The organism is Aliarcobacter cryaerophilus ATCC 43158, from assembly GCF_003660105.1.
GTDB classification, from domain to species: Bacteria; Campylobacterota; Campylobacteria; order Campylobacterales; family Arcobacteraceae; genus Aliarcobacter; species Aliarcobacter cryaerophilus.
In genome coordinates this window covers 300,484-323,557 of the sequence record NZ_CP032823.1, presented here as the reverse complement: position 1 = coordinate 323,557, position 23,074 = coordinate 300,484, and the positions used below count along the sequence as shown (strand labels likewise).

The following is a 23,074-nucleotide window of genomic DNA, read 5'->3' as shown; positions in this document are numbered from 1 at the left end:
TTTATTCTATATTTTCACCAATATTTTCTACTCTAAACATTGTAAGGTATGGTAGTTTGCAAGGAAGTTGTATTTTATTTACATTTCCACTATGAACACTTTCAAGCTCTTTGTTTGTATCTGTTAAAATCTTTTTAAAGTTTATATAATACAAACCATCTTCTTTTTTAAAAACTTTACCTATTTCATTTTCACAAGTATCCAAAACTGTATTATGTGGAGTAAATATCTCTATATCTTCATTTGGATAGACTTTATATTTACACAAGAAGTGTTGTTCATCTTCTGTTACAAGTCCAGTTACTTCAAATGAACCTTTGCTTAATGCATAATCGTGATTTTGAGAATCTATTTTCTCAAATGGTCTGTGAATTAAATATGCATCTGTAAAGCCTCTATTTTTTGTAGTATATAGCTCTTTTTGATATTTTTCAGGTTCAAATTTACCAGCATAGTAGTCATCGATAGCTTCTCTATATGCTTTTGCTGTAACTGCAGCATAGTATGGAGATTTTGTTCTTCCTTCTATTTTTAAACTATCCACCGCTTTGCTATCAAGTATCTCTTGAATATGAGAAGCTAAGTTCATATCTTTTGAGTTAAATATATATGTTCCAACTCCTGGCTCTTCTTCCAGTCTAAAAAGACTTCCATGCTCATCGTTTCCAGCATATAAAGTGTATTCAAATCTACAATCATTTGCACAACTTCCTCTATTTGGAACTCTTCCCATTTGAACAGCACTAATTAAACATCTACCACTATAGGCAAAACACATAGAGCCATGAACAAAAATCTCTATTTCCATATCTGGAAGATGTTTTTTTATCTCCATTACATCTTTTAGTGAAATTTCTCTGGCAACAACTATTCTTTTTACTCCCATATCCCAAAAAACTTGAGCATCAAGATAGTTTAAAACATTTGCTTGAGTTGATAGATGAATCTCAATCTCAGGAGCGATTTCTCTACAAAGTCTTACAACACCAGGAGCTGCAACAATAAAAGCATCTGGTTTTAACTCTGCCATTTTTTTAATATGTGTTTTTAAAAGCTCAATTTGAGAGTTAAATGGGAATCCATTAATTGTTGCATATACTTTTTTTCCTCTTTCGTGAGCATAATCTATTGCTTCTTTAAAAGTTTCATACGTGAACTCTTTGCTAGCTCTTATTCTTAAACTAAAATGACTAACTCCACCATAAACCGCATCTGCTCCGTATTTTATAGCTATTTTTAATTTTTCTAAATTTCCAGCAGGTGAGAGTAACTCAACTTTTTGCTTACTCATAAAATTCCTTTGATTGTTTTTAATAAATTTTTTTAATTGAAATTAAGTCTAGATTATATCTATTTTTTAATAAATATTTAGATTGGAAGAGTCATTTAAAGTAAAGCAAGAGAGCCTAAAAGCTCTCCCACTCATCATCTTTTGCAGATGATTTAAACTCTTTTTTACTAACAGTTTGACTAATTTCTTTAGGCTTAAATTCATTTTTACTTGGTAAAATTTGTAATTCATGAATATTTGCTTCACTTGTATTTTCTATATTATCAATCTTTACTTGATCTAAAGATTTAAATACTTCTATAGTTGAAATATCTAGCTGCTCAGATAGTTTTTTTAATAAATCTCTATTTGGTTCATTTTTACAATCTTCATTTATGTAATTTTGTACACTGTTATGAACTAATTCATGATGCTCTTTTAAATGTTTCCAGCTTTGATTTTTTGTAAAATTAATACCCTTTTGCTCTTGTTCACTAATCCATTTTCCCAAATCACAATCAGTTGGTAAAGTAACACTCCAAGGAGTTTTACTTTGTCCTATCTTATCAAAATTTACAAGCTTAAATTTAATATGGTCATTTTTAAGTTTTGAAACTTTAAATACTAAATCTATATCTTCAATAATTTTTGGTTCTACTTGTTTAAACTTAGCACGGTCTGCAATTTTTAGAAGATTATTTGACAAACTTGAAGCTTCTGTTGCAAGATTACTAATTATTCTAGAAGAGTTAGCATTTACTTGAGTCACGCTATCTAAGACATTTATTGTGTCATTTATTTGTAAAATTCCAACTTCTTCCTCTTTACTTCCTTTTGAAACATCTTCAATTAAAGTTATTGTCTCATTTATCTTTTTATTTAAATCTGTGTAGCCATCTTTCATACTATTTGCTATACTTTTTCCTTCATTCGCTTTTGAAGTTGCAATTTCAACTATATTTTTTATCTCTTTTGCAGCTTCTGCACTTCTACTTGCCAAATTCCTAACCTCTTGAGCAACAACTGCAAATCCTTTTCCTGCTTCTCCTGCAGTTGCAGCTTCAACTGCAGCATTTAGACTTAGAATATTTGTTTGAAATGCTATTTGATCAATTACTTCAATAGCTTCATTTATTGAGCTAACCTCTTTATTTATCTCATCCATTGCCTGATTTGTTTTACTTGCTAGCGTTTCACCCTCTTTTGAAGATTTTTGAAGATCTAAAGCTAAAACTGACATTTGAGATGTTTTTTGAACACTTTGCTTTATAATTCCAGTTATCTGCTCAACTGCTGCTGCTGTTTGTTCTAATGATGCTGCTTGCTCATTTGCTGAAGCTGATAACTCTTTTGCAGATTTAGATAAAACTGCTGTATCATTATTTAACTTTGTACCAGTTGCTACTATCATTGATAAAAACTCTGAAACTGTATGACCTATTAATTGAGTACTAGTTGCTAATGATGACATAACTCCATTTACTTTTGTTGTATCAATTTTTGAATCAAGTCCTTTAAAATTTGAGTTTCCATACTCTATTAAAGTATTATTTAAACTCACCAAATTTTCATTTGTTCTTTCAATCATGTGGTTAATTGAATCTCTTAATCTTTGAATTTGTGGACTTGAAGATGTTTTTTCAATCTTATAAACGTAAAATCCTTGTGCAATTTTATCTATAACTTCATCAACATTTTCTATAACTTTGCCATCTTCAATATAACCTTTTTTAAGTTTAGAAATATATTGATTGAAACTATCAACTATCTTTCCTATCTCATCATCTGATTTTTTATTTATTCTATCTGCTTGCTCATTTCCGCTAGCTATATCTTTTATAGCAATATCAAGCTCGTCAAGTGGTCTTATAATAGCTTTATTTACAAAATAGTTATATATTAGTATTGCTATTATTACTGAAATAAAAGAAAACAGTGCAATACTAGCTATGATTGACTCTATTTTATCATTTGTATTTTCTTGCATCAATGCAACTTCTGCTTCAATATCATCAACATAAGCACCTGTTCCTATTATCCAATCCCAAGGCTCAAACCTTTGAACATATGAGAACTTCTCTTTTGGATCATTTTTCTTATCTGGTTTATCCCAATAATATTTTACAAGTCCGCCCTCTTTTTTCTCATTTGTAATTCTTGCCATCTCCACAAATAATTTTGTTCCATAAGGATCAGCATAATTACTTAAATCTGCTCCATTTAATTTACTATTTGTCGGATGATTAATCATTTTAGGGTGTGAGTCATTTATCCAAAAATAGTCATTATTAGCATATCTCATCTCTGAAATAGTTTTTAAAGCTTCTGCTTGAATTTTAGCTGTTGCATTTTCAACATACTCACCAGTTCCAATAACCCAGTTATAAGGAGTAAATAATTTTACAAAAGATACTTTAAGTTGTGGTTTGTCAAAACCTGGTTTTGGCCAAACATAATCAAGAAATCCCTCTTTATCTTTTTTTGCAATATCTGCAAACTCTTTGAATATTTGTTTACCATTTGGATCTTTATATTCATGCATATCTTTATTATTTAACTTTGGATTAATTGGGTGAATTAAAACAACTGCATCTAAATCATTTATCCAAAAATAGCCAGTCTTGCTATATCTAGTAGCATTTACAATATCTTTTAATCTTTCTTGTAAAGCATCTTTAGATAAAATATTTTTATTTTTTTCATACTCAGCTTCTAAAATAGAAAAAAGAAACATAGTTTGCTTTTGAAGCTCTTCTTCCACTTCAATCTTAACTTTTTCTACAGAAGTTCTTTGATGATAAGCTTCAACTGTTTTCATAGCTAGTGAAACATAGTTTTTAAGCTCTTCCTCTTTTTTTGCATATGCTTCTTCTTTGTACTTCTCTATTGTTTCAGTCGAAAAAGATTTAAGCGAATATATTGAGTCAATAGCTATAATTATTGATATTAAGACAATTGTCGCAATTGATAATATTAATAACTTTGCTTTTATTGATATATTTTTTGACATTTTATAGCTCCAATGCAATTAAATGCCATTATTGTATCATTATTTTAAAAAAATCTATGTTTTTTATTCTTTTAATAAATTTTTTACAAAATCTAGAGCCTCATTTGTAACATTTTCTCCACTTATCATTCTTGCTAGCTCTTTTGCTCTTTGAGTATTATCCAAAATAGTAACAATTGAATTATTCTCTATTTTTTCTACTAAAAAGTGCTGATTTGCCTGTGATGCTAACTGTATTTGATGAGAAATTGCAAAAATTTGATAATTTTTGCTTAGTTTTATTAAAACTTTCGATATTGCATCACTCTCTTTTCCACTTAAGTTTGCATCTATTTCATCTAAAAAAAGTACTCCATTATCTGCTATATCAAACTCACTAATTGAACTTAAAAGAGCAAGTCTTAACCTATTGTATTCACCTGAGCTAATAGTTGATATAGCAACCCCATTTAGTTTAAACTCTACAAAATCAATACCACTAGAATCTAGTTTTTTCTTTGTTATGGTAATTTTTGCACTATTTAAATATAAAAAATCCAAATAATAGTTAACACTTTTTTCTAAACTTTCTACACTTTTTTGACGATAAATTGATATTTCATCTGCTAAATTTAAGATTATCTCATTTAACTGATTATACTTTTGCTCCAACTCATTCTTTTCATAACTTATATTATTGTAATTTTCAAGCTCTTTTTGTTTTTGTTCTTTATATTCTAAGCACTCTTTTATACTCCCAAATCTTTTTAGTAGTGAAGATATTTTCTCTATTCTATTTAAAGTATCTTCTATATTTATATCTTCAAGTTCACTAAGTGTATCATTTGCTTTTTCTAAAATATTTGTAAATTCATTTATTGCTTCATCAAAAAAGCTTGAATCAAGCTCCAAAAGCTCAAGTAACTCATTAACGGCTCTTGCATTTTCAAAAATAATTGATGCTTTTTTACTAGCAACTTCTATTTTTTCTTTTTTTGCCAAAGATTTTTTTAGACTATTTAACTCTTCATATTCATTCTCTTTTGGATTAATCTCTTCTATTTTTGCAATTTCAAATTTTGCAAACTCTTTTAAATCTTCAAGATTTTTTTCATCCTCTTTTATTTTTGTTAATCTTTTTTCAATATCTATAAATTCTTTATATTTAGTATCAAAATCTATTTTTATTTTTTTAAATTCTTTAAAATTTTTATTTGCATATCTATCTAAAAAATCGATTAAAGTTTCACTTTTAAAATCACTTGTATCTCTAAGACTTAAATATTTAATCAAATTATTTGATATTTCACTCAAAGTTTTTTTAGATAAAGATTGGCTATTTAAAAAATATCTTGCTTTCTCTTTCTTAAGACATTTTATTACAATATCTTCTTCAAAATTTATATCAAACTCTTCATTTTTAACTCTTGAATTATTTAAGTTAACTTCTACTATTTCAGATTTTACATCTTCAAGTCCAAAAGTAGCAAGTATCTCTCTCATTAGTATTGATTTTCCAGCTCCACTTGGACCTGTAAAAATATTTAATCCACTATTAAACTCTAAATCTACTTCTTTAAAAGATAGACAATTTTTTATATATAATCTAGTTATCACTTTTAGTTACCCCATCTTAGTTTTTCACTTAAAACTTTAAAAAAATCTCTACTACTTCTATGAAGCATTTTTGCTTTTTTAGCTGCAATCTTTATTTTTATTATTTCATCTTTTTTTAAATCATATAACTCTTGACCATCAATTATAACAACCGCTCCACTATCTTGTGTAACTTTAAACTCTATTTCAAAATCAGCTGGTACAACTATTGGTCTTTGTGTCAGTGAGTGCGGAGCTATAGGAGTTATTATAAAAGCTTCAGTTAATGGATAAACTATTGGTCCACCAACAGATAAATTATAAGCTGTTGAACCACTTGGTGTAGATAAAATTAAACCATCACCAAAATATGTATTAAAAGATTTTCCATCTATTTTAGCTTTAACCTCTAGCATTGATGATAAATTTTTTCTAGAAATTACAATATCATTAAAAGCTATAAATTTTTTACTTTTTATTGAACCTTTTATTATCATTCTTTGGTTAATTTTATAATTATTTTTTAATAAATCTTCAATAAACTGTGGAAGTTCATTCATATTTAAATCAGTTAAAAATCCTAAAGTTCCTAAATTAATACCCAAAACTGGTAGCTCATACTTAAAAGCTCTTCTTACAACTCCCAAAAGAGTACCATCTCCACCAACACTTACTAAAAAATCGACTTTTAAACACAACTCTTCAAAACAAAATCCACTATCATCTATCATTTTTGCAGATTGTTCTTCAAGAAAAATATTTATATTTTTATTTTCAAATAGACATTTTATTTTTAAATATACATCTTTTAATTCTGGACTATTAGGTTTTAAAATAATTCCAATATTTTCAATTTTTTTTAGTAATTTATAGCTTTTATCTAATCTCAATTTTAAATCTTTTGTTTTTAATTTTATATAAATAATTTGTAATTCTAGTAAATTACTCATATAAAACAAATAAAAAAAGGGATATGCAAAAAGCACACCCCTCTTTTTAATAAAATGTAAACTTAATTACCCATTTCTTTTTTTCATAATCTCTTCAGAAACATTTCTAGGAACTTCTTGATAAGCATCAAAAATCATAGAATATGTTGCTCTTCCTTGAGACATAGATCTTAAATCTGTAGAGTAACCGAACATTTCAGATAATGGAATCATTGCAGTAACAAGTTTGATACCAGCTCTGTCATCCATAGACTGAACTTGTCCTCTTCTTTTGTTACAATCTCCAATAACATCTCCCATATAATCTTCAGGAGTTTCTATTTCAACTTTCATGATTGGCTCAAGTAAAACAGCACCTGCTGCTGCACTTCTACAACCTTGTTTGAATCCCATTGAAGCAGCTAATTTAAATGCCATCTCAGATGAATCCACTTCGTGGTAACTTCCATCATAAAGTGTAACTTCAATATCAACCATTGGATAACCAGCAAGAATTCCACCTTGCATTGCTTCGTTACAACCTTTTTCAACAGCAGGAATATACTCTTTTGGTACAACCCCACCTTTAATATCATTATTAAATTTGAATGTTGGTTCGCTTCCAGCTGGCATAGGTTTAATCTCTAAGTAAACATGTCCATATTGACCTTTACCACCTGATTGTTTTGCATATTTGTACTCTTGCTTAACAGCATTTTTAATAGTCTCTCTATATGCAACTTGAGGAGCTCCAACTTCTGCTTCAACTTTGAACTCTCTTTTCATTCTATCTACAAGAATTTCAAGGTGTAATTCACCCATTCCAGCAATAATAGTTTGTCCTGTTTCTTCATCAGTCCATACTCTAAATGATGGATCTTCTTCAGCTAGTTTTCCTAAAGCAATTCCCATTTTTTCTTGGTCAGCTTTTGTTTTTGGCTCAACCGCAACAGAGATAACTGGTTCAGGGAATTCCATTCTTTCTAAAATTACTGGATCTTTTTCGCTTGCTAGTGTATCACCTGTAATTGTATCTTTAAGACCAACAACTGCACCAATTTCTCCAGCGTAAAGTTCTTTAACTTCTTCTCTTGAGTTTGCATGCATTTTAAGTAATCTTCCGATTCTCTCTTTTTTCATTTTTGTAGAGTTTAATACGTAAGTTCCAGACTCTAGAACTCCTCTATAAACTCTTGCAAATGTTAATTGTCCAACAAATGGGTCAGTCATAATTTTAAATGCAAGGGCAGCTACTTCACCTTTATCAGTTGAAGGAACAATTACAGCTTCACCATCTTGAGTTTCACCTTTAATATCAGCAACTTCAGTTGGTGCTGGTAAATACATAGCAACTGCATCAAGAAGTGGTTGAATACCTTTATTTTTAAATGAAGTTCCACAAACCATTGGAGTAATTTCCATAGCTAAACATCTTTTTTTAATTCCAGCAGTAATCTCTTCTTCAGTTAATTCAATACCTTCAAGATATTTTTCCATTAACTCTTCGCTTGACTCAGAAGCAGCTTCAATTAATTTTTCTCTATATTCATTAGCAGTATCTACTAAATCAGCAGGAATTTCTTCAATTTTATACATCTCTCCAGCTTGAGCATCAAGAGTGTATGTGTAAGCTTTCATTTTAACTAAATCAACCATTCCTCTAAATTGGTCTTCTGCACCAATTGGAATTTGAAGTGGAACTGGATTTGCTTTTAATCTATCTCTAACTTGATTCATAACATTAAAGAAATTTGCACCTGTTCTATCCATTTTATTTACATAGATAATTCTTGGAACTCCATACTTATTTGCTTGTCTCCAAACAGTTTCAGATTGTGGTTGAACTCCTCCAACTGAACAAAATACTGCAACAGCACCATCAAGAACTCTCATAGATCTCTCAACTTCAATAGTAAAGTCAACGTGACCTGGAGTGTCAATGATATTTATTTGTAACTGCTCATTTGTTTTTGGATGATTCCAAAAACAAGTAGTAGCTGCAGAAGTAATTGTAATACCTCTTTCTTGCTCTTGTTCCATCCAGTCCATTGTTGCTGCACCTTCATGAACTTCTCCAATTTTATGAGAAACTCCCGTGTAGAATAAAATTCTTTCAGTACTTGTTGTTTTTCCTGCATCAATGTGTGCAGCAATACCAATATTTCTAACTCTGTTTAAAGGTACTTTTCTTGCCATAATAATTTATCCTACCATCTGTAGTGTGCAAATGCTTTGTTAGCCTCTGCCATTCTATGTACATCTTCTTTTTTCTTAAAAGATGATCCTCTTTCGTTTGCTGCTTCGAATAGCTCATTTGCTAATCTTTCAACCATTGTTCTTTCATTTCTTTTTCTTGAAGCATCGATTAACCATCTAAGTGCCAAAGTTTGTCTTCTTACGGCTCTAACTTCAACAGGAACTTGATATGTAGCTCCTCCAACTCTTCTACTTCTAACTTCTAAAAGTGGTTTAACATTTTCAACTGCTTTTTCAAACAGATCAAAACCTTTTTCTTCACCTCTTTTATCAAGGTTATCTATTGCACCATAAAGGATTTTTTCAGCAACAGATTTTTTACCATCTAGCATAATTGCATTAACAAATTTTGTGATCACTTTACTATTGTAGATAGGATCAGCCATTATCTCTCTAACTGGAGCTTTTCTTCTTCTCATTTTCTATCCTTCTACTTATTTTTTAGCTTTTGGTCTTTTTGTACCATACTTAGATCTAGATACAGTTCTGTTATTTACACCAGCTGAATCTAAGGCACCTCTTACAATGTGGTATTTAACCCCAGGTAAATCTTTTACTCTTCCACCACGTACAAGCACAATTGAGTGCTCTTGAAGGTTGTGTCCTTCTCCACCGATATATGAAATAACTTCAAATCCAGTTGTTAATCTAACTTTTGCAACTTTTCTTAAAGCCGAGTTAGGTTTTTTTGGAGTTGTTGTATATACTCTTGTACATACTCCTCTTCTTTGTGGACATTTTTTAAGTGCTGGAGATTTTGATTTCTCAACCACTTTTTTTCGCTCTTTTCTTACAAGCTGTTGTATCGTAGGCATTTCTTTCCTTTATAATATTTGGTTTGAGTAGTTATAGCCCTACTCATGCTTCTCGTAATCTTCAAAATACTTTGAAGCGATACTACCATTCTAGGAAACTGTTGTAGTGTTTTCTAAAAAAGTTTCGCATTATACCTAAATGCTCTTAAACTTTTCTTTATCATAATATTATTCATTTTATACTAGAATTTTTTTTTAAAAGGCAAAAGCAATGACAATATTAAACTACAAAAATTTTGGAAATGGTGAAAAAAAACTTATTTTTTTACACGAATTAATGGGAGATTGTACAAATTATGAAAACTGTTTAAACTATTTTGATAAAAATCTTTTTACTCTTTTTATGGTTGATTTAAGAGGATATGGCTTATCAAAAAATATTTTAGGAAAATACAATTTAGATGAAGCTACCAATGATGTTATAAACCTAGTATCAAATTTAAAATTAACTGATTATATTTTAGTAGCTCACTCTATGTCTTCAATGATAGCTCAACAAATTGCTTCAAAAGATAAAAGGGTAAATAAACTTATTTTAATAACTCCGATATCATATAAAGGAGTAAAAAGTACACAAAAAGCAAAAGAAAATTTACTATATCAAATGGAAAAAAATAGTGGAAAAATAGAGGAAATAATAGAACAGTCTAGCCAAAGATATAATCAAACTTGGAAAAATTATCGTATAAATTTAGCTTACAATTGTTCTATTTTAGAAGCTAAAATTGCTTACATGAGTATGTATTTAAATATAGATTATGAAAATAATTTTGAAAATATTAAAATTGATATTCCTATTAAAATTATCACTGGAAAATATGATTTTCCAGTTTTCTCAAAAAATGAAGTAGAAAAATATTTTCAAGAGTTTAACAATGTTGAAATTATAGAATTTGAAGAAGCGGGACACTATCCTATGATTGAATGTCCAGTACTTTTTGCTTCAAAAATTGAATTTTGGGCAAAAAATATATGACAAAACAATTATTTCCTCTTGCTTTAGGTGGTTTAGCCATTGGAACAACTGAATTTATTATTATGGGGCTTTTACCAGATGTTGCAAAAGATTTAGGAGTTTCTATTCCAATTGCTGGACATTTAATATCTGCTTATGCTTTTGGTGTTGTAGTTGGAGCTCCAATTTTAGTAGCTTTGAGTTCAAAATTTCCACCAAAAAATATTTTAATAGTTTATATGATTTTATTTACTTTATTTAATGCCTTATCAATCGTGGCTCCTGATTACAATACTCTTTTAATGTCAAGATTTCTAGCAGGACTTCCTCATGGTGCATTTTTTGGAGTTGGAACAATTGTTGCCATTAAACTTTCAAAAAAAGGAAAAGAAGCTCAAGCCGTATCTTCTATGTTTACAGGGCTTACATTAGCAATTTTACTATTGGTACCACTTTTAACATACGTAGGACACAACACCAGTTACAAATGGGCTTTTTTAATTGTTTCTTTTTTAGGTATATTTACTATTTTAGCTTTAATTAAATTTATGCCAAAACTAAAATCACTTAAAACAGTAACTTTTAAAGAAGAACTTGAGTTTTTTCTAACTTTTAAAGCTTGGCATATTATTTTAATAGTTTCTATTGGATTTGGAGGACTTTTTGCATGGTTTAGCTATATTGCACCACTTTTAATAAATGTTTCTAAATTTTCACCTAGCTCAATCTCTTATTTGATGCTTGTTGCTGGAGTTGGAATGGTTGTTGGAAATATTTTAGGTGGATATTTAGCAGATAAAAAAGACCCAATAAAAGTAGCTATATATCTCTTAAGCTTTATGGTGATTTTTTTAATATTGGTATTTTTATTATCTGAAAATAAGATTTTATCTATTGTTTTAACTTTTGTTTGTGGTGTTTTTGCCATGAGTGTTGGAACTCCAATAAATATGGTAATGGTTAAAAGTGCAAAAAGCTCTGAAATGCTAGGAGCTGCATTTATGCAAGCTGCTTTTAATGTAGCAAACTCTTTAGGAGCCCTGTTTGGTGGAATACCACTTTTGTATGGATTAGGTTTTGAATATCCTGCACTAGTTGGTGCTTTTATGGCATTTTTGGGACTTTTACTATGTATACTTTATTATACAAAATATTCAAAAGAGAAGATATAGTCTTCTCTTTTCATAAATATAAATCTAAAAACTATTTTAATTTAATTACAATCTCTTGGTCTTTAACATCAACACTATACTTTGCTACTTTAGAACCAAGTTCAACAGCAACTCTATAATAACCACCTTTTTGATGATTCCCAACTGTTATATTTTTAAAATTATTTCCTGACAAAAGCTCTTTTTTTGTATTAAAACTTACTTTTGCTTTATAATCAAAAGCTAATTTATTTTCTTTGTCTATAGAAAACTTTTTAAACATTTTATGTTCGCTTCGAATAATCAACTCATTATCACTACTTTCAATCTTTAAAAATGGCAAAATATTTTTTTGTTTTAATGAATTTGAATTAGGATTTACTGTAGTACTTATTTTATCACTATCTACATCAGCTCTAGGTTTTACATAAATTACTTGTTCTGGATCTTTTTTTACATTTGCAAGCTCTTTTTTAACAATCTCTTTAGTTTTTTGTTCATTTTGTTTATTTGCTTTTTGTACAATAGCTTCTAGCTCTTTTTTAGTATATGTTTTTTCTGGTGCTTTTTGTGTATTAGTTTTTGGTGCAGATGAAACTGGTTCATTTTGAGTATTCATTTGATTTTGTACTTTTTGAATATACTGTGCTTCTTGAATCTCTTCAAGAGTTTTTGGAGTTTCATTTAACTCATACATTCTTCCTGTCTCTTCTTCGTATTTTGCAAATGGGTTATCTCTACCACTAAGTGTTACACAAAATATTATAGCTATTCCTAAAATTACTTTTTTCATTCTTCTGGCTCCAAATTTTTTAATTCAAAATACTCTTTTTGTAAATAAGCATTCTCTTTTTGCAATCTCGAAATTTCATCTTCTAAATACTCTTTTTTATGCTTTAAAGAGCTATAAACTTGTATTGAATTATCTCCAAAAAGAAGATTTACCCAATGATAAGCAAAATAAATAGTAGCCAATAGTGAAAAAATCACTATTAACATAAATCCAAAAATATTACTTGCTTTATTAGACATTATTTTTTAGAAAAAGGCTCTTTTCCTAAATATTCGCTATAACCAATCTCTGTTCCAATTTCAAGAAGTCTGTTATATTTTGCAATTCTATCACTTCTTGCTGTACTTCCTGTTTTTATCTGTCCACAATTTAAAGCAACAGCAAAATCAGCAATAAATGCATCTTCACTCTCTCCACTTCTATGACTCATTATACAGTTATAATTGTTTCTTTGAGCCAATCTTATAGTTTGCATAGTTTCACTTATAGTTCCAATTTGATTTGGTTTGATTAAAACTGCATTTGCAATGCCTTTTTTTATACCCTCAGCAACTATACTTGCATTTGTTACAAATAAATCATCACCAACAAGCTGAACTTTATTTCCTAACTTTTCAGTTAAAATTTTCCATCCATCCCAATCGTCTTCACTTAAACCATCTTCAATAGAAACAATAGGATATTTTGAGCATAAATCAGCATAATAATCTACAAGTTGAACTGAAGTTAACTCTCTATTCTCCCCTTTTAATACATATTTTCCTGAACTATTTATTAACTCACTAGCAGCAACATCAAGAGCAATAGATATCTGCTTTCCAGCCTTATAACCAGCTTTTTCTATAGCTTCCATGATAACAGATATTGGCTCTTCATTTGATTTTAAATTTGGTGCAAATCCACCTTCATCACCAACTGCTGTACTTTCACCCATACCATCAATTATTTTTTTAAGATGCTGGTAAATTTCTGCAACTGCTCTTAAGCCTTCATTAAAGTTTTCAATTCCTGTTGGCATAATCATATACTCTTGAAAATCTACAGAGTTATTCGCATGCTCTCCACCATTTATGATATTAAACATAGGAACAGGCATAGTCATAGCATTTGCTCCTCCTAAATATCTATATAATGGAATATTAAGTGAAGCTGCTGCTGCTCTTGCTGTTGCCATTGATACACCTAGAACTGCATTTGCACCAAGATTTGAATAGTTACTTGTACCATCTAATTCTTTCATAATTGCATCTATCTCAGCTTGATTAAAAGGACTTTGACCTATTAGCTCATCTGCAATTTGTGTATTTACATTTTCTACTGCTTTTAAAACACCTTTTCCTAAAAACCTGTTATCAGCATCTCTTAACTCAAGTGCTTCTCTTTTACCAGTACTTGCTCCACTAGGAACTATTGCACTAGACTTTGTACCATCACTCAAAATAACTGTTGCTCTTACTGTAGGATTTCCTCTTGAATCCATAACTTCATCAGCATAAACATTATCAATAAATACCACTTGGGTCTCCTAGTTTTGAATATTTTAGAAAGATTATATCTAAAAAAAATTTGGCTTTAGCTTTTATATATAAAAATAATTGATAAAAAAGTATAAGTAAGTTATTTAAAATAAGACAAACAATAAGTTGTAAGAAAAAGAATAAGGAAAAGCTTACTTGATTAGATAGGATAAAAAATAATAAGTATTTAAAAAGCAATAAAAAAGCTTACCTTGACCTACTTAAATAGAGTAAGACAAGATAAGCTCTTGGTGGGTTGGGTGTTTAAAAAACTCAATGAGCTGGCAGCGACCTACGTTTCCACAAGGGGACCCTGCAGTATTATCGGCGATGAAGTGCTTGACTACCAGGTTCGGAATGGGGCTGGGTATTTCCACTTCTCTTTGACCACCAGCAAATTTGAGTGATAAAAGCTTGTAATAAACTCTTAACACTCAAATTGTGATTTGAGAAATTTAATGCTAAAGTCTTTATAGCTAAAAAAGCTAATTTCATATTTGTATAACTATATATAATCAACACAAATTAAACATAAGTAAATATGCTTAATAAGATAGTAAACCAAAGAAAATTGTTAAAAATAAGCCAAACGTTCTATTAGTACTGGTCAGCTAAAGGGCTTACACCCATTACACACCCAGCCTATCAACCAGCTAGTCTTGCTGGGAACTTCAGGGAAAGTTCATCTTAGAGTTGGCTTCGAGCTTAGATGCTTTCAGCTCTTATCACATCCCAACGTGGCTACCCAACGATGCTCTTGGCAGAACAATTGGTACACCAGTGGTTGGTTCATCCCGGTCCTCTCGTACTAGGGACAAATCTCTTCAACTTTCCTACGCCCACGGAAGATAGGGACCGAACTGTCTCACGACGTTCTGAACCCAGCTCGCGTACCGCTTTAAATGGCGAACAGCCATACCCTTGGGACCGACTACAGCCCCAGGATGCGATGAGCCGACATCGAGGTGCCAAACCTCCCCGTCGATGTGAGCTCTTGGGGGAGATCAGCCTGTTATCCCCGGCGTACCTTTTATCCTTTGAGCGATGGCCCTTCCACGCAGAACCACCGGATCACTATGACCGACTTTCGTCTCTGTTCGACTTGTAGGTCTCACAGTCAAGCTAGTTTATGCCATTATACTCAACAAGCGATTTCCAACCGCTTTGAACTAACCTTTGTAAGCCTCCGTTACTATTTAGGAGGCGACCGCCCCAGTCAAACTACCCACCAGACATTGTCCTGAATGAGGATAACTCATCGCAGTTAGTAACTCAAATATTCAAGGGTGGTATCTCAAGGATGGCTCCGACTCTACTTGCGTCTAGTCATCATAGCCTCCCACCTATCCTGCACATGAATATCCAAGCTACAGTGTCAAGCTGTAGTAAAGGTGCACGGGGTCTTTCCGTCTTTCCGCGGGTAGGAGGAATTTTCACCTCCACTACAATTTCACTGGATCCCTCTTTGAGACAGCTCCCATCTCGTTACGCCATTCATGCAGGTCAGTATTTAACTGACAAGGAATTTCGCTACCTTAGGACCGTTATAGTTACGGCCGCCGTTTACTCGGGCTTCAATCAAATGCTTCGCTTGCGCTGACATCATCAGTTAACCTTCGAGCACCGGGCAGGCGTCACACCTTATACATCCACTTACGTGTTAGCAAAGTGCTGTGTTTTTGGTAAACAGTCGGGAGGGACTCTTTGTTGCAACCTCTCTAGCTTTTTGGAGCAAGTCCATATACCAAAGTAGGCACACCTTATACCGAAGATACGGTGCTATTTTGCAGAGTTCCTTAAAGAGGGTTCTTCCACGCGCCTTAGAATACTCATCCCACCCACCTGTGTCGGTTTACGGTACGGGCAACATATAATAAACTTAGTGGCTTTTCTTGGCACGACAGTATCATCGATTCTCCATCTCCTCCGAAGAGTGTCAAGAGCCTGTAAGATCTCGGTCTAACGTTAAGCGGATTTGCCTACTTAACAACCTACGTCCTTCGACCCACTATTCCATCAGTGAGCTCGATTAACTCTATGCGTCCCCACATCGCGCTTATATGTTGGTATTGGAATATTAACCAATTTGCCATCGTCTACACTTTTCAGTCTCGACTTAGGACCCGACTAACCCTACGATGACGAGCATCGCGTAGGAAACCTTGGGTTTTCGGCGTTAAGGATTCTCACCTTAATTATCGCTACTCATGCCTGCATGCTCACTTCTATCCGCTCCAGCACTCCTTACCGGTATACCTTCAACGCTGAATAGAACGCTCTCCTACCACTCGAATAAATTCGAATCTAAAGCTTCGGTGTACATCTTAGCCCCGTTATATTTTCCGCGCAGAATCACTAGACCAGTGAGCTGTTACGCTTTCTTTAAAGGATGGCTGCTTCTAAGCCAACCTCCTGGTTGTCACAGTAACTCCACATCGTTTTCCACTTAGATGTAACTTAGGGACCTTAGCTGTTAGTCTGGGTTGTTCCCCTCTCGACGACGGATTTTATCACCCACCGCCTGACTCCTGTGATTCCACATATAGTATTCATAGTTTGATAGGGTTTGGTACCGCGGTAAGCAGCCCTAGCCCATTCAGTGCTTTACCCCTATATGCTACAACACAAGGCTATACCTAAATATATTTCGGAGAGAACCAGCTATCACGAAGTTTGATTGGCCTTTCACCCCTATCCACAAGTCATCCCGAGACTTTTCAACGTCAATGGGTTCGGTCCTCCACTGGCTCTTACACCAGCTTCAACCTGCTCATGGATAGATCACTTCGTTTCGGGTCTGCAGCATCTGACTATGTCGCCCTATTAAGACTCGCTTTCGCTACGGCTTCGCACTTGGCTTAACCTTGCCAGACACCACAACTCGCAGGCTCATTATGCAAAAGGCAGTCCATCACCCTGATAAATCATAGGGCTCTGAATGATTGTAAGCTAATGGTTTCAGGTTCTATTTCACTCTGCTCGCTGCAGTACTTTTCACCTTTCCCTCACGGTACTTGTTCACTATCGATCTGTAAGTAGTATTTAGGATTGGAGGGTGGTCCCCCCAGCTTCAGTCAAAATATCACGTGTTCCGACCTACTCAGGATACTATTAGTATTATTGAGAATTTTAATTACAGGAGTATCACCTTCTATGCTCTAGTTTTCCAACTAATTCATCTATTCTCTTTAATTACACATTATAGTCCTACAACCCCCAATGCAAGCATTGGGTTTGTCCTAATCCCAGTTCGCTCGCCGCTACTATGGGAATCTCATTTGATTTCTCTTCCTCTGGCTACTGAGATGTTTCACTTCACCAGGTTCGCTCCCCGTAGGGTAACATAGTTCTCACTATGCTGGGTTGCCCCATTCGGAAATCCTCGGATCAAAGCTCTTTGGCAACTCCCCGAGGCTTATCGCAGCCTAATACGTCCTTCATCGCCTCTTACAGTCAAGGCATCCACCATTAGCCCTTAATAGCTTATTATTAAATCTAAATAAATTTAGATCTACTTTTTTTGCCTAGAGTAATTAATTAAAATTACTCTAAATTTGATAATATTCTTTGGCTACTATCTTATTAAACATATAGTTTAACAATATAGTTGTGTTATCTATAGTTTTTAATATCTCTATTAAATTTTAGATATGAAATTTTTTATTTAAAATTAAATATTTCTATTTAACTTTACGAAAAAATTTTAAAGACTTTAACATTATATTTTTAAATATCATACTACTTTAAATAACTAAAGTTATTCAACGTAACGTTTCTGATTAAAACCAGATATAAACTCTTATTTATTTAAAAGCTTATATCTAATCTCTTATTCTTTATATACATATGGTGGAGAATAGCGGGATCGAACCGCTGACCTCCTGCGTGCAAAGCAGGCGCTCTCCCAGCTGAGCTAATTCCCCATAATGGTGGGCCTATCAGGACTTGAACCTGAGACCTCACGATTATCAGTCGAGCGCTCTAGCCAGCTGAGCTATAGGCCCATATTTACCTATAAATTATCTGTTGTTCTTCCAAATAATCTTTACAAACTAAATATATGTTGTTAAAAGTAGTTTTTTTCTTTTTTATTTATATTAAGAAACAAATCTTAATACTTTTTCTTTGAAAGGAGGTGATCCAACCGCAGGTTCTCCTACGGTTACTTTGTTACGACTTCACCCCAGTCGCCAAATCCACTGTGGAAGGTAGCTATTTTAGCATCCCCGCTTCGAATGAGTTCGACTCCCATGGTGTGACGGGCGGTGAGTACAAGACCCGGGAACGTATTCACCGTAGCATAGCTGATCTACGATTACTAGCGATTCCAACTTCATGTAGTCGAGTTGCAGACTACAATCCGAACTGGGAGATATTTTATAAGATTTGCTCCACGTCACCGTATTGCGGCTCTTTGTATATCCCATTGTAGCACGTGTGTAGCCCTGGACGTAAGGGCCATGATGACTTGACGTCGTCCTCACCTTCCTCCTACTTGCGTAGGCAGTCTGTTTAGAGTTCTCAGCCGAACTGTTAGCAACTAAACACGAGGGTTGCGCTCGTTGCGGGACTTAACCCAACATCTCACGACACGAGCTGACGACAGCCGTGCAGCACCTGTATATAAGTTTCTGCAAGCAGACACCAATCTATCTCTAGAAAGTTCTTACTATGTCAAGTCCAGGTAAGGTTCTTCGTGTATCGTCGAATTAAACCACATGCTCCACCGCTTGTGCGGGTCCCCGTCTATTCCTTTGAGTTTTAATCTTGCGACCGTACTCCCCAGGCGGTACACTTAATGTGTTAACTGCATTACTGCAAGATCAAGTCTCACAACAACTAGTGTACATCGTTTAGGGCGTGGACTACCAGGGTATCTAATCCTGTTTGCTCCCCACGCTTTCGCATCTCAGCGTCAATAATGTTCCAGTAGATCGCCTTCGCAATCGGTATTCCTTCTGATCTCTACGGATTTTACCCCTACACCAGAAATTCCATCTACCTCTCCCACATTCTAGATTAACAGTTTTCAAAGCAGTTCTATAGTTAAGCTATAGGATTTCACTTCAAACTTATCAATCCGCCTACATGCTCTTTACGCCCAGTGATTCCGAGTAACGCTTGCACCCCCCGTATTACCGCGGCTGCTGGCACGGAGTTAGCCGGTGCTTATTCATATAATACCGTCATTATCTTCTCATATAAAAGGAGTTTACGCACCGAAATGTGTCATCCTCCACGCGGCGTTGCTGCATCAGACTTTCGTCCATTGTGCAATATTCCCCACTGCTGCCTCCCGTAGGAGTCTGGACCGTGTCTCAGTTCCAGTGTGACTGATCATCCTCTCAAACCAGTTATGTGTCATTGTCTTGGTAGGCCATTACCCCACCAACTAACTGATACAATACAGGCTAATCTCTTACCAATAAATCTTTCCCTTATTAACTTAAGTTAACAAGGAGTATAAGGTATTAGCAATCGTTTCCAATTGTTATCCCTTAGTAAGAGGCATATTACCTATACATTACTCACCCGTGCGCCACTTAGCTGACAATTATAGCAAGCTATAATCCGTTCTCGTTCGACTTGCATGTGTTAAGCACGCCGCCAGCGTTCACTCTGAGCCAGGATCAAACTCTCCATAAATTTTTGATTAAATCTTACTCTAATCTTTATGTAGTGTTGAAACTGACATTTTTGTTTTTAATTACTTAATTACAAAATTATCACTCAAATTTATAGACAAGTAATAAATATTTTACTATTTATATCTTGTTTCATTTTTTTTACTTTTAACAATCATTATATTTAGTTTACAAAGATTACTTCTTAAACTTCATATCTATTTTAAAGAACTCTAATTTTAAACCCTTCGGTCAAATTGGACGGGAATTATAGTGCCTTTTTTTCCTTTTGTCAAGAGATTACTCTTAAAGTTTGGTTAAATTTTGAAATTTGTCACTTTTTTTGAGTTTATGTTCTATAAAAGTCGTATTTTAGGGATTTGTAAAAAAAGTATATGCTTGGTTTAATTAATATTTGTAATAAATTTGGACTTTTTGTCCAAATTTATTTAAAGTTTTGAAATATAATCTGCTAAAACTTCAATTTGTTCTGGAGTTTTTGTTTCAACGTGAGTTTTCATAAGATTTTTCATAACTCCACCGTAACTTCCATCTTTATAACCATTTAAAGCTTTTATAACTCTATTCTTATCCCAACCTGTAATTACTTGAGATTTTCCTAAAGCTTCTTTTTCACCTTTTAAGCCATGACATGATGCACATGTTTTAAATAAAGCCTCAGCATTTAACTCATTTGAAGCAGTTTCATTTGCTACTTTTGGCTCTTCAGCTTTTTTTTCTTCAACTTTTACTTCTGTTTTAACTTCTTTAGCTTTTTCTTCAACATTTTGAGTAACTTCTTGCTTTGGTGCTGTTTGTTCTTGTGTCTCTTTTTTGTCTTCTGTACAACCAACAAATAGTAATAGTGAAGTTGCTACAATTGCAATGCCTTTTTTCATTTTATCCCTTTTTATAAATATTTTTTTGGAATTGTATCAAATTGATTGTAAAATAATTGTGTTATTCATAAATAAAAACAAAATCATCTTTGAAATCAATTTTAACTACTCCACCTTTTTTAAGTTTTCCAAACAAAATCTCATCTGTTAAAGGTTTTTTTATTTTTTCAGAAATTACCCTATTTAGAGGTCTTGCTCCCATTGTTTTGTCGTAACCAAGTTTTGCTAATTCATCTTTTGCTTTTTTACTAATTTCTATTTGTATTTTCTTGTTTTCAAGCTGTTTTTCTAAATCATCTATAAACTTTCCTGCAACTTTTGAAACAATATCCAAACTTAAACTATCAAAACTAACAACACAATCAAGTCTATTTCTAAATTCTGGTGCAAAAAACTTATTTATTGCCCTATTTTCATTTAATTTATCATTTTTAGCAAATCCCATAACATTTGCTTCAGATACTCCCAAATTTGAAGTCATTATCAAAACAACATTTTGAAAATCTGCTTTATTTCCACTATTGTCTGTTAATTCTGCATTGTCCATAACTTGAAGTAAAATTGACATCAAATCTGGATGTGCCTTTTCAATCTCATCTAAAAGCAAAACTGTGTGAGGATGTTTTCTAATAGCTTCAGTCAAAAGTCCACCTTGCTCAAAACCAACATACCCAGCTGGTGCTCCAATTAGTCTTGAAACTGCATGAGCTTCCATATATTCACTCATATCAAATCTTTCAAAATGAATTCCCATTTGAAGTGCCAATTCCTTAGCTACTTCTGTTTTCCCAACTCCTGTTGGTCCTGTAAAAAGAAAACTTCCTATTGGTTTTTTATCAATTCCCAATCCAGCTTTGTTTATTTTTATTGCTTGAACTATTGAATTTATAGCCTTATCTTGTCCAAAAACTCTTTTTTGCATATTTTTTTCTAAGTTTTTAAGTAGTGATAAATCTGATTTTGTAGCACTTCTTGCTGGAATATGTGCCATTTTTGAAACAACATCTTCTACATCTTTTGAAACTATTGTGATATTTGCTTCATTTTTTGTTTTTAAAGTTTTTGATAACTCAATTTTTTTTGAAGCACCTACCTCATCTATTACATCAATTGCGCAGTCTGGTAAAAACCTATCTTGAATATATTTTTTACTAAGTTCTACTGCACTTATAATTGAACTTTTTGAATATTTAACACCATGAAACTCTTCATATTTTGTTTTTAACCCTTCTAAAATCAAAATAGAGTCTTCAATACTTGGTTCATCTATATCAACTTTTGCAAATCTTCTACTAAGAGCTTTATCTTTTGCAAAATCATTTCTAAACTCTGAAAAAGTAGTAGCTCCAATACATTTTATACTACCATTTGCCAAAAGTGGTTTTAATATATTTGAAGCATCCATAGCACTTCCACCAACGCTTCCAGCTCCTACAATTGTATGAATTTCATCTATAAATAGTATTGCTTTTGGAATTTTTGATATCTCTTTTAAAAGTGATTTTAGTTTTTTTTCAAAATCTCCTCTATATTTTGTTCCAGCTAGCATAGATCCCATGTCTAGTGAGAATATTTTAGAGTCTTTTAAAAAATCTGGTATTTCATTATTTGCTATTTTTAAAGCTAAACCTTCTGCAATTGCAGTTTTTCCAACTCCTGGTTCTCCAACTAAAAGTGGATTATTTTTCTTTCTTCTTCCTAAAATCTCAATAACTCTCTCTAACTCTTTATCTCTTCCAATAACTGGGTCTATTTTAGATTTTTTTGCGATACTTACAAGCTCACTTGAATTTTGCTCTAAAACTTTTTCATTTTTATCACTTTGTTCATCTTTTTGCTCAAAATTTTCATCATCCATTTTGTGAGAAATCTCCTCTAAAATATCTACTCTTTGAATTCCCAATTTTTTTAATAAATATGTAGAGTATGCTTTTTCATCTTTTAAAATTGCTACAAACATATCTTCAACATTGGCTTTTGTTTTTCCGCTACTTTGAGTATGTGCTACCATATACTCAATAGTTGACGATAAAGCTATTGTTTCTATTGGATCGTCTTTTATATCATCCTTAAATTTTGGGGTATTTGCTTCTATATATGTTTTTAAATCATCAAATAAAATCTTTGTATCAACACCTAAATCAAAAAACATATCTTCTATTGTTGAATTGTTTATTAGCATTAAAAAAATATGCTCTAGTGTTAAATATTCATGCTTATTTGCTTTTGCATAGTTTATTGCTTGTGCAAAAATATGCCTTAAATCTTTACTTATCATTT

Annotated in this window: 14 protein-coding genes, 2 tRNA genes and 3 rRNA genes; 2 read left to right on the top strand and 17 right to left on the bottom strand. The window is 32.5% G+C overall.

Annotated features, from left to right (window positions below; genetic code table 11):
- Position 1: 1 nt before the first annotated feature.
- The 7 genes from ACRYA_RS01540 to rpsL all read right to left on the bottom strand — a co-directional run bounded on the left by ACRYA_RS01540 (position 2) and on the right by rpsL (position 9,855).
- On the bottom strand, positions 2–1,291 hold the full coding sequence (locus ACRYA_RS01540; protein WP_105917861.1) for a peptidase U32 family protein: 1,290 nt from the start codon (positions 1,289–1,291) through the stop codon (positions 2–4).
- Between the two features lie 115 nt (positions 1,292–1,406).
- A complete protein-coding gene (locus tag ACRYA_RS01535; protein ID WP_105917862.1) occupies positions 1,407–4,280 on the bottom strand; it encodes a methyl-accepting chemotaxis protein in 2,874 nt (957 codons plus the stop codon).
- A 63-nt stretch (positions 4,281–4,343) separates the two neighbouring features.
- Positions 4,344–5,876, bottom strand: coding sequence for a DNA repair protein RecN (locus ACRYA_RS01530; RefSeq protein ID WP_105917863.1), 1,533 nt, complete (start codon positions 5,874–5,876; stop codon positions 4,344–4,346).
- A 2-nt stretch (positions 5,877–5,878) separates the two neighbouring features.
- Positions 5,879–6,745, bottom strand: coding sequence for an NAD(+)/NADH kinase (locus ACRYA_RS01525; RefSeq protein ID WP_105917870.1), 867 nt, complete (start codon positions 6,743–6,745; stop codon positions 5,879–5,881).
- 126 nt (positions 6,746–6,871) lie between these two features.
- Positions 6,872–8,980 carry an elongation factor G gene (gene fusA / locus ACRYA_RS01520; protein WP_105917864.1) on the bottom strand — a complete coding sequence of 703 codons (2,109 nt, stop codon included), beginning with the start codon at positions 8,978–8,980 and terminating at the stop codon, positions 6,872–6,874.
- Positions 8,981–8,991: 11 nt separating this feature from the next.
- A complete protein-coding gene (rpsG, locus tag ACRYA_RS01515; protein ID WP_105908732.1) occupies positions 8,992–9,459 on the bottom strand; it encodes a 30S ribosomal protein S7 in 468 nt (155 codons plus the stop codon).
- Between the two features lie 15 nt (positions 9,460–9,474).
- Positions 9,475–9,855, bottom strand: a complete 381-nt coding sequence (rpsL, locus tag ACRYA_RS01510) for a 30S ribosomal protein S12 (RefSeq protein ID WP_066154936.1) — start codon at positions 9,853–9,855, stop codon at positions 9,475–9,477.
- A gap of 211 nt (positions 9,856–10,066) precedes the next feature.
- On the opposite strand from rpsL, the gene ACRYA_RS01505 reads away from it, so the two are divergent.
- Both ACRYA_RS01505 and ACRYA_RS01500 read left to right on the top strand, forming a co-directional pair.
- Positions 10,067–10,831, top strand: a complete 765-nt coding sequence (locus ACRYA_RS01505; protein ID WP_105917865.1) for an alpha/beta fold hydrolase — start codon at positions 10,067–10,069, stop codon at positions 10,829–10,831.
- Positions 10,828–11,982: an MFS transporter gene (locus ACRYA_RS01500; protein WP_105917866.1), complete on the top strand. Its 1,155-nt coding sequence runs from the start codon at positions 10,828–10,830 to the stop codon at positions 11,980–11,982. The genes ACRYA_RS01505 and ACRYA_RS01500 overlap by 4 nt, the downstream gene beginning before the upstream one ends.
- 31 nt (positions 11,983–12,013) lie before the next feature.
- Here the strand turns inward: ACRYA_RS01500 and ACRYA_RS01495 are convergent, their stop codons facing one another.
- From ACRYA_RS01495 to clpA, 10 genes are all read right to left on the bottom strand, one after another.
- Positions 12,014–12,754 (bottom strand): AMIN domain-containing protein, encoded by a 741-nt coding sequence (locus tag ACRYA_RS01495; protein ID WP_105917867.1) that lies wholly within the window; start codon positions 12,752–12,754, stop codon positions 12,014–12,016.
- The gene (locus ACRYA_RS01490) at positions 12,751–12,960 is read right to left on the bottom strand and encodes an FtsB family cell division protein (RefSeq protein ID WP_176549269.1); all 210 of its coding nucleotides are present in this window, start codon (positions 12,958–12,960) and stop codon (positions 12,751–12,753) included. The genes ACRYA_RS01495 and ACRYA_RS01490 overlap by 4 nt, the downstream gene beginning before the upstream one ends.
- Before the next feature lie 32 nt (positions 12,961–12,992).
- The gene (eno, locus tag ACRYA_RS01485; protein ID WP_105917868.1) at positions 12,993–14,270 is read right to left on the bottom strand and encodes a phosphopyruvate hydratase; all 1,278 of its coding nucleotides are present in this window, start codon (positions 14,268–14,270) and stop codon (positions 12,993–12,995) included.
- A gap of 280 nt (positions 14,271–14,550) precedes the next feature.
- Positions 14,551–14,666: ribosomal RNA gene (gene rrf / locus ACRYA_RS01475) — 5S ribosomal RNA — on the bottom strand.
- A gap of 181 nt (positions 14,667–14,847) precedes the next feature.
- A 23S ribosomal RNA gene (locus ACRYA_RS01470) occupies positions 14,848–17,760 on the bottom strand.
- A 358-nt stretch (positions 17,761–18,118) separates the two neighbouring features.
- Positions 18,119–18,194 (bottom strand) — tRNA-Ala (locus tag ACRYA_RS01465).
- A gap of 4 nt (positions 18,195–18,198) precedes the next feature.
- Positions 18,199–18,275, bottom strand: a tRNA-Ile gene (locus ACRYA_RS01460).
- Positions 18,276–18,399: 124 nt separating this feature from the next.
- Positions 18,400–19,917: ribosomal RNA gene (locus tag ACRYA_RS01455) — 16S ribosomal RNA — on the bottom strand.
- The 16S, 23S and 5S rRNA genes sit together here with 2 tRNA genes alongside, the layout of an rRNA operon.
- Before the next feature lie 427 nt (positions 19,918–20,344).
- Positions 20,345–20,794, bottom strand: coding sequence for a c-type cytochrome (locus ACRYA_RS10810; RefSeq protein ID WP_105917552.1), 450 nt, complete (start codon positions 20,792–20,794; stop codon positions 20,345–20,347).
- A gap of 61 nt (positions 20,795–20,855) precedes the next feature.
- Complete coding sequence (gene clpA, locus ACRYA_RS01445; protein WP_105917551.1) at positions 20,856–23,072, bottom strand: ATP-dependent Clp protease ATP-binding subunit ClpA; 2,217 nt, start codon at positions 23,070–23,072, stop codon at positions 20,856–20,858.
- Positions 23,073–23,074: the final 2 nt, after the last annotated feature.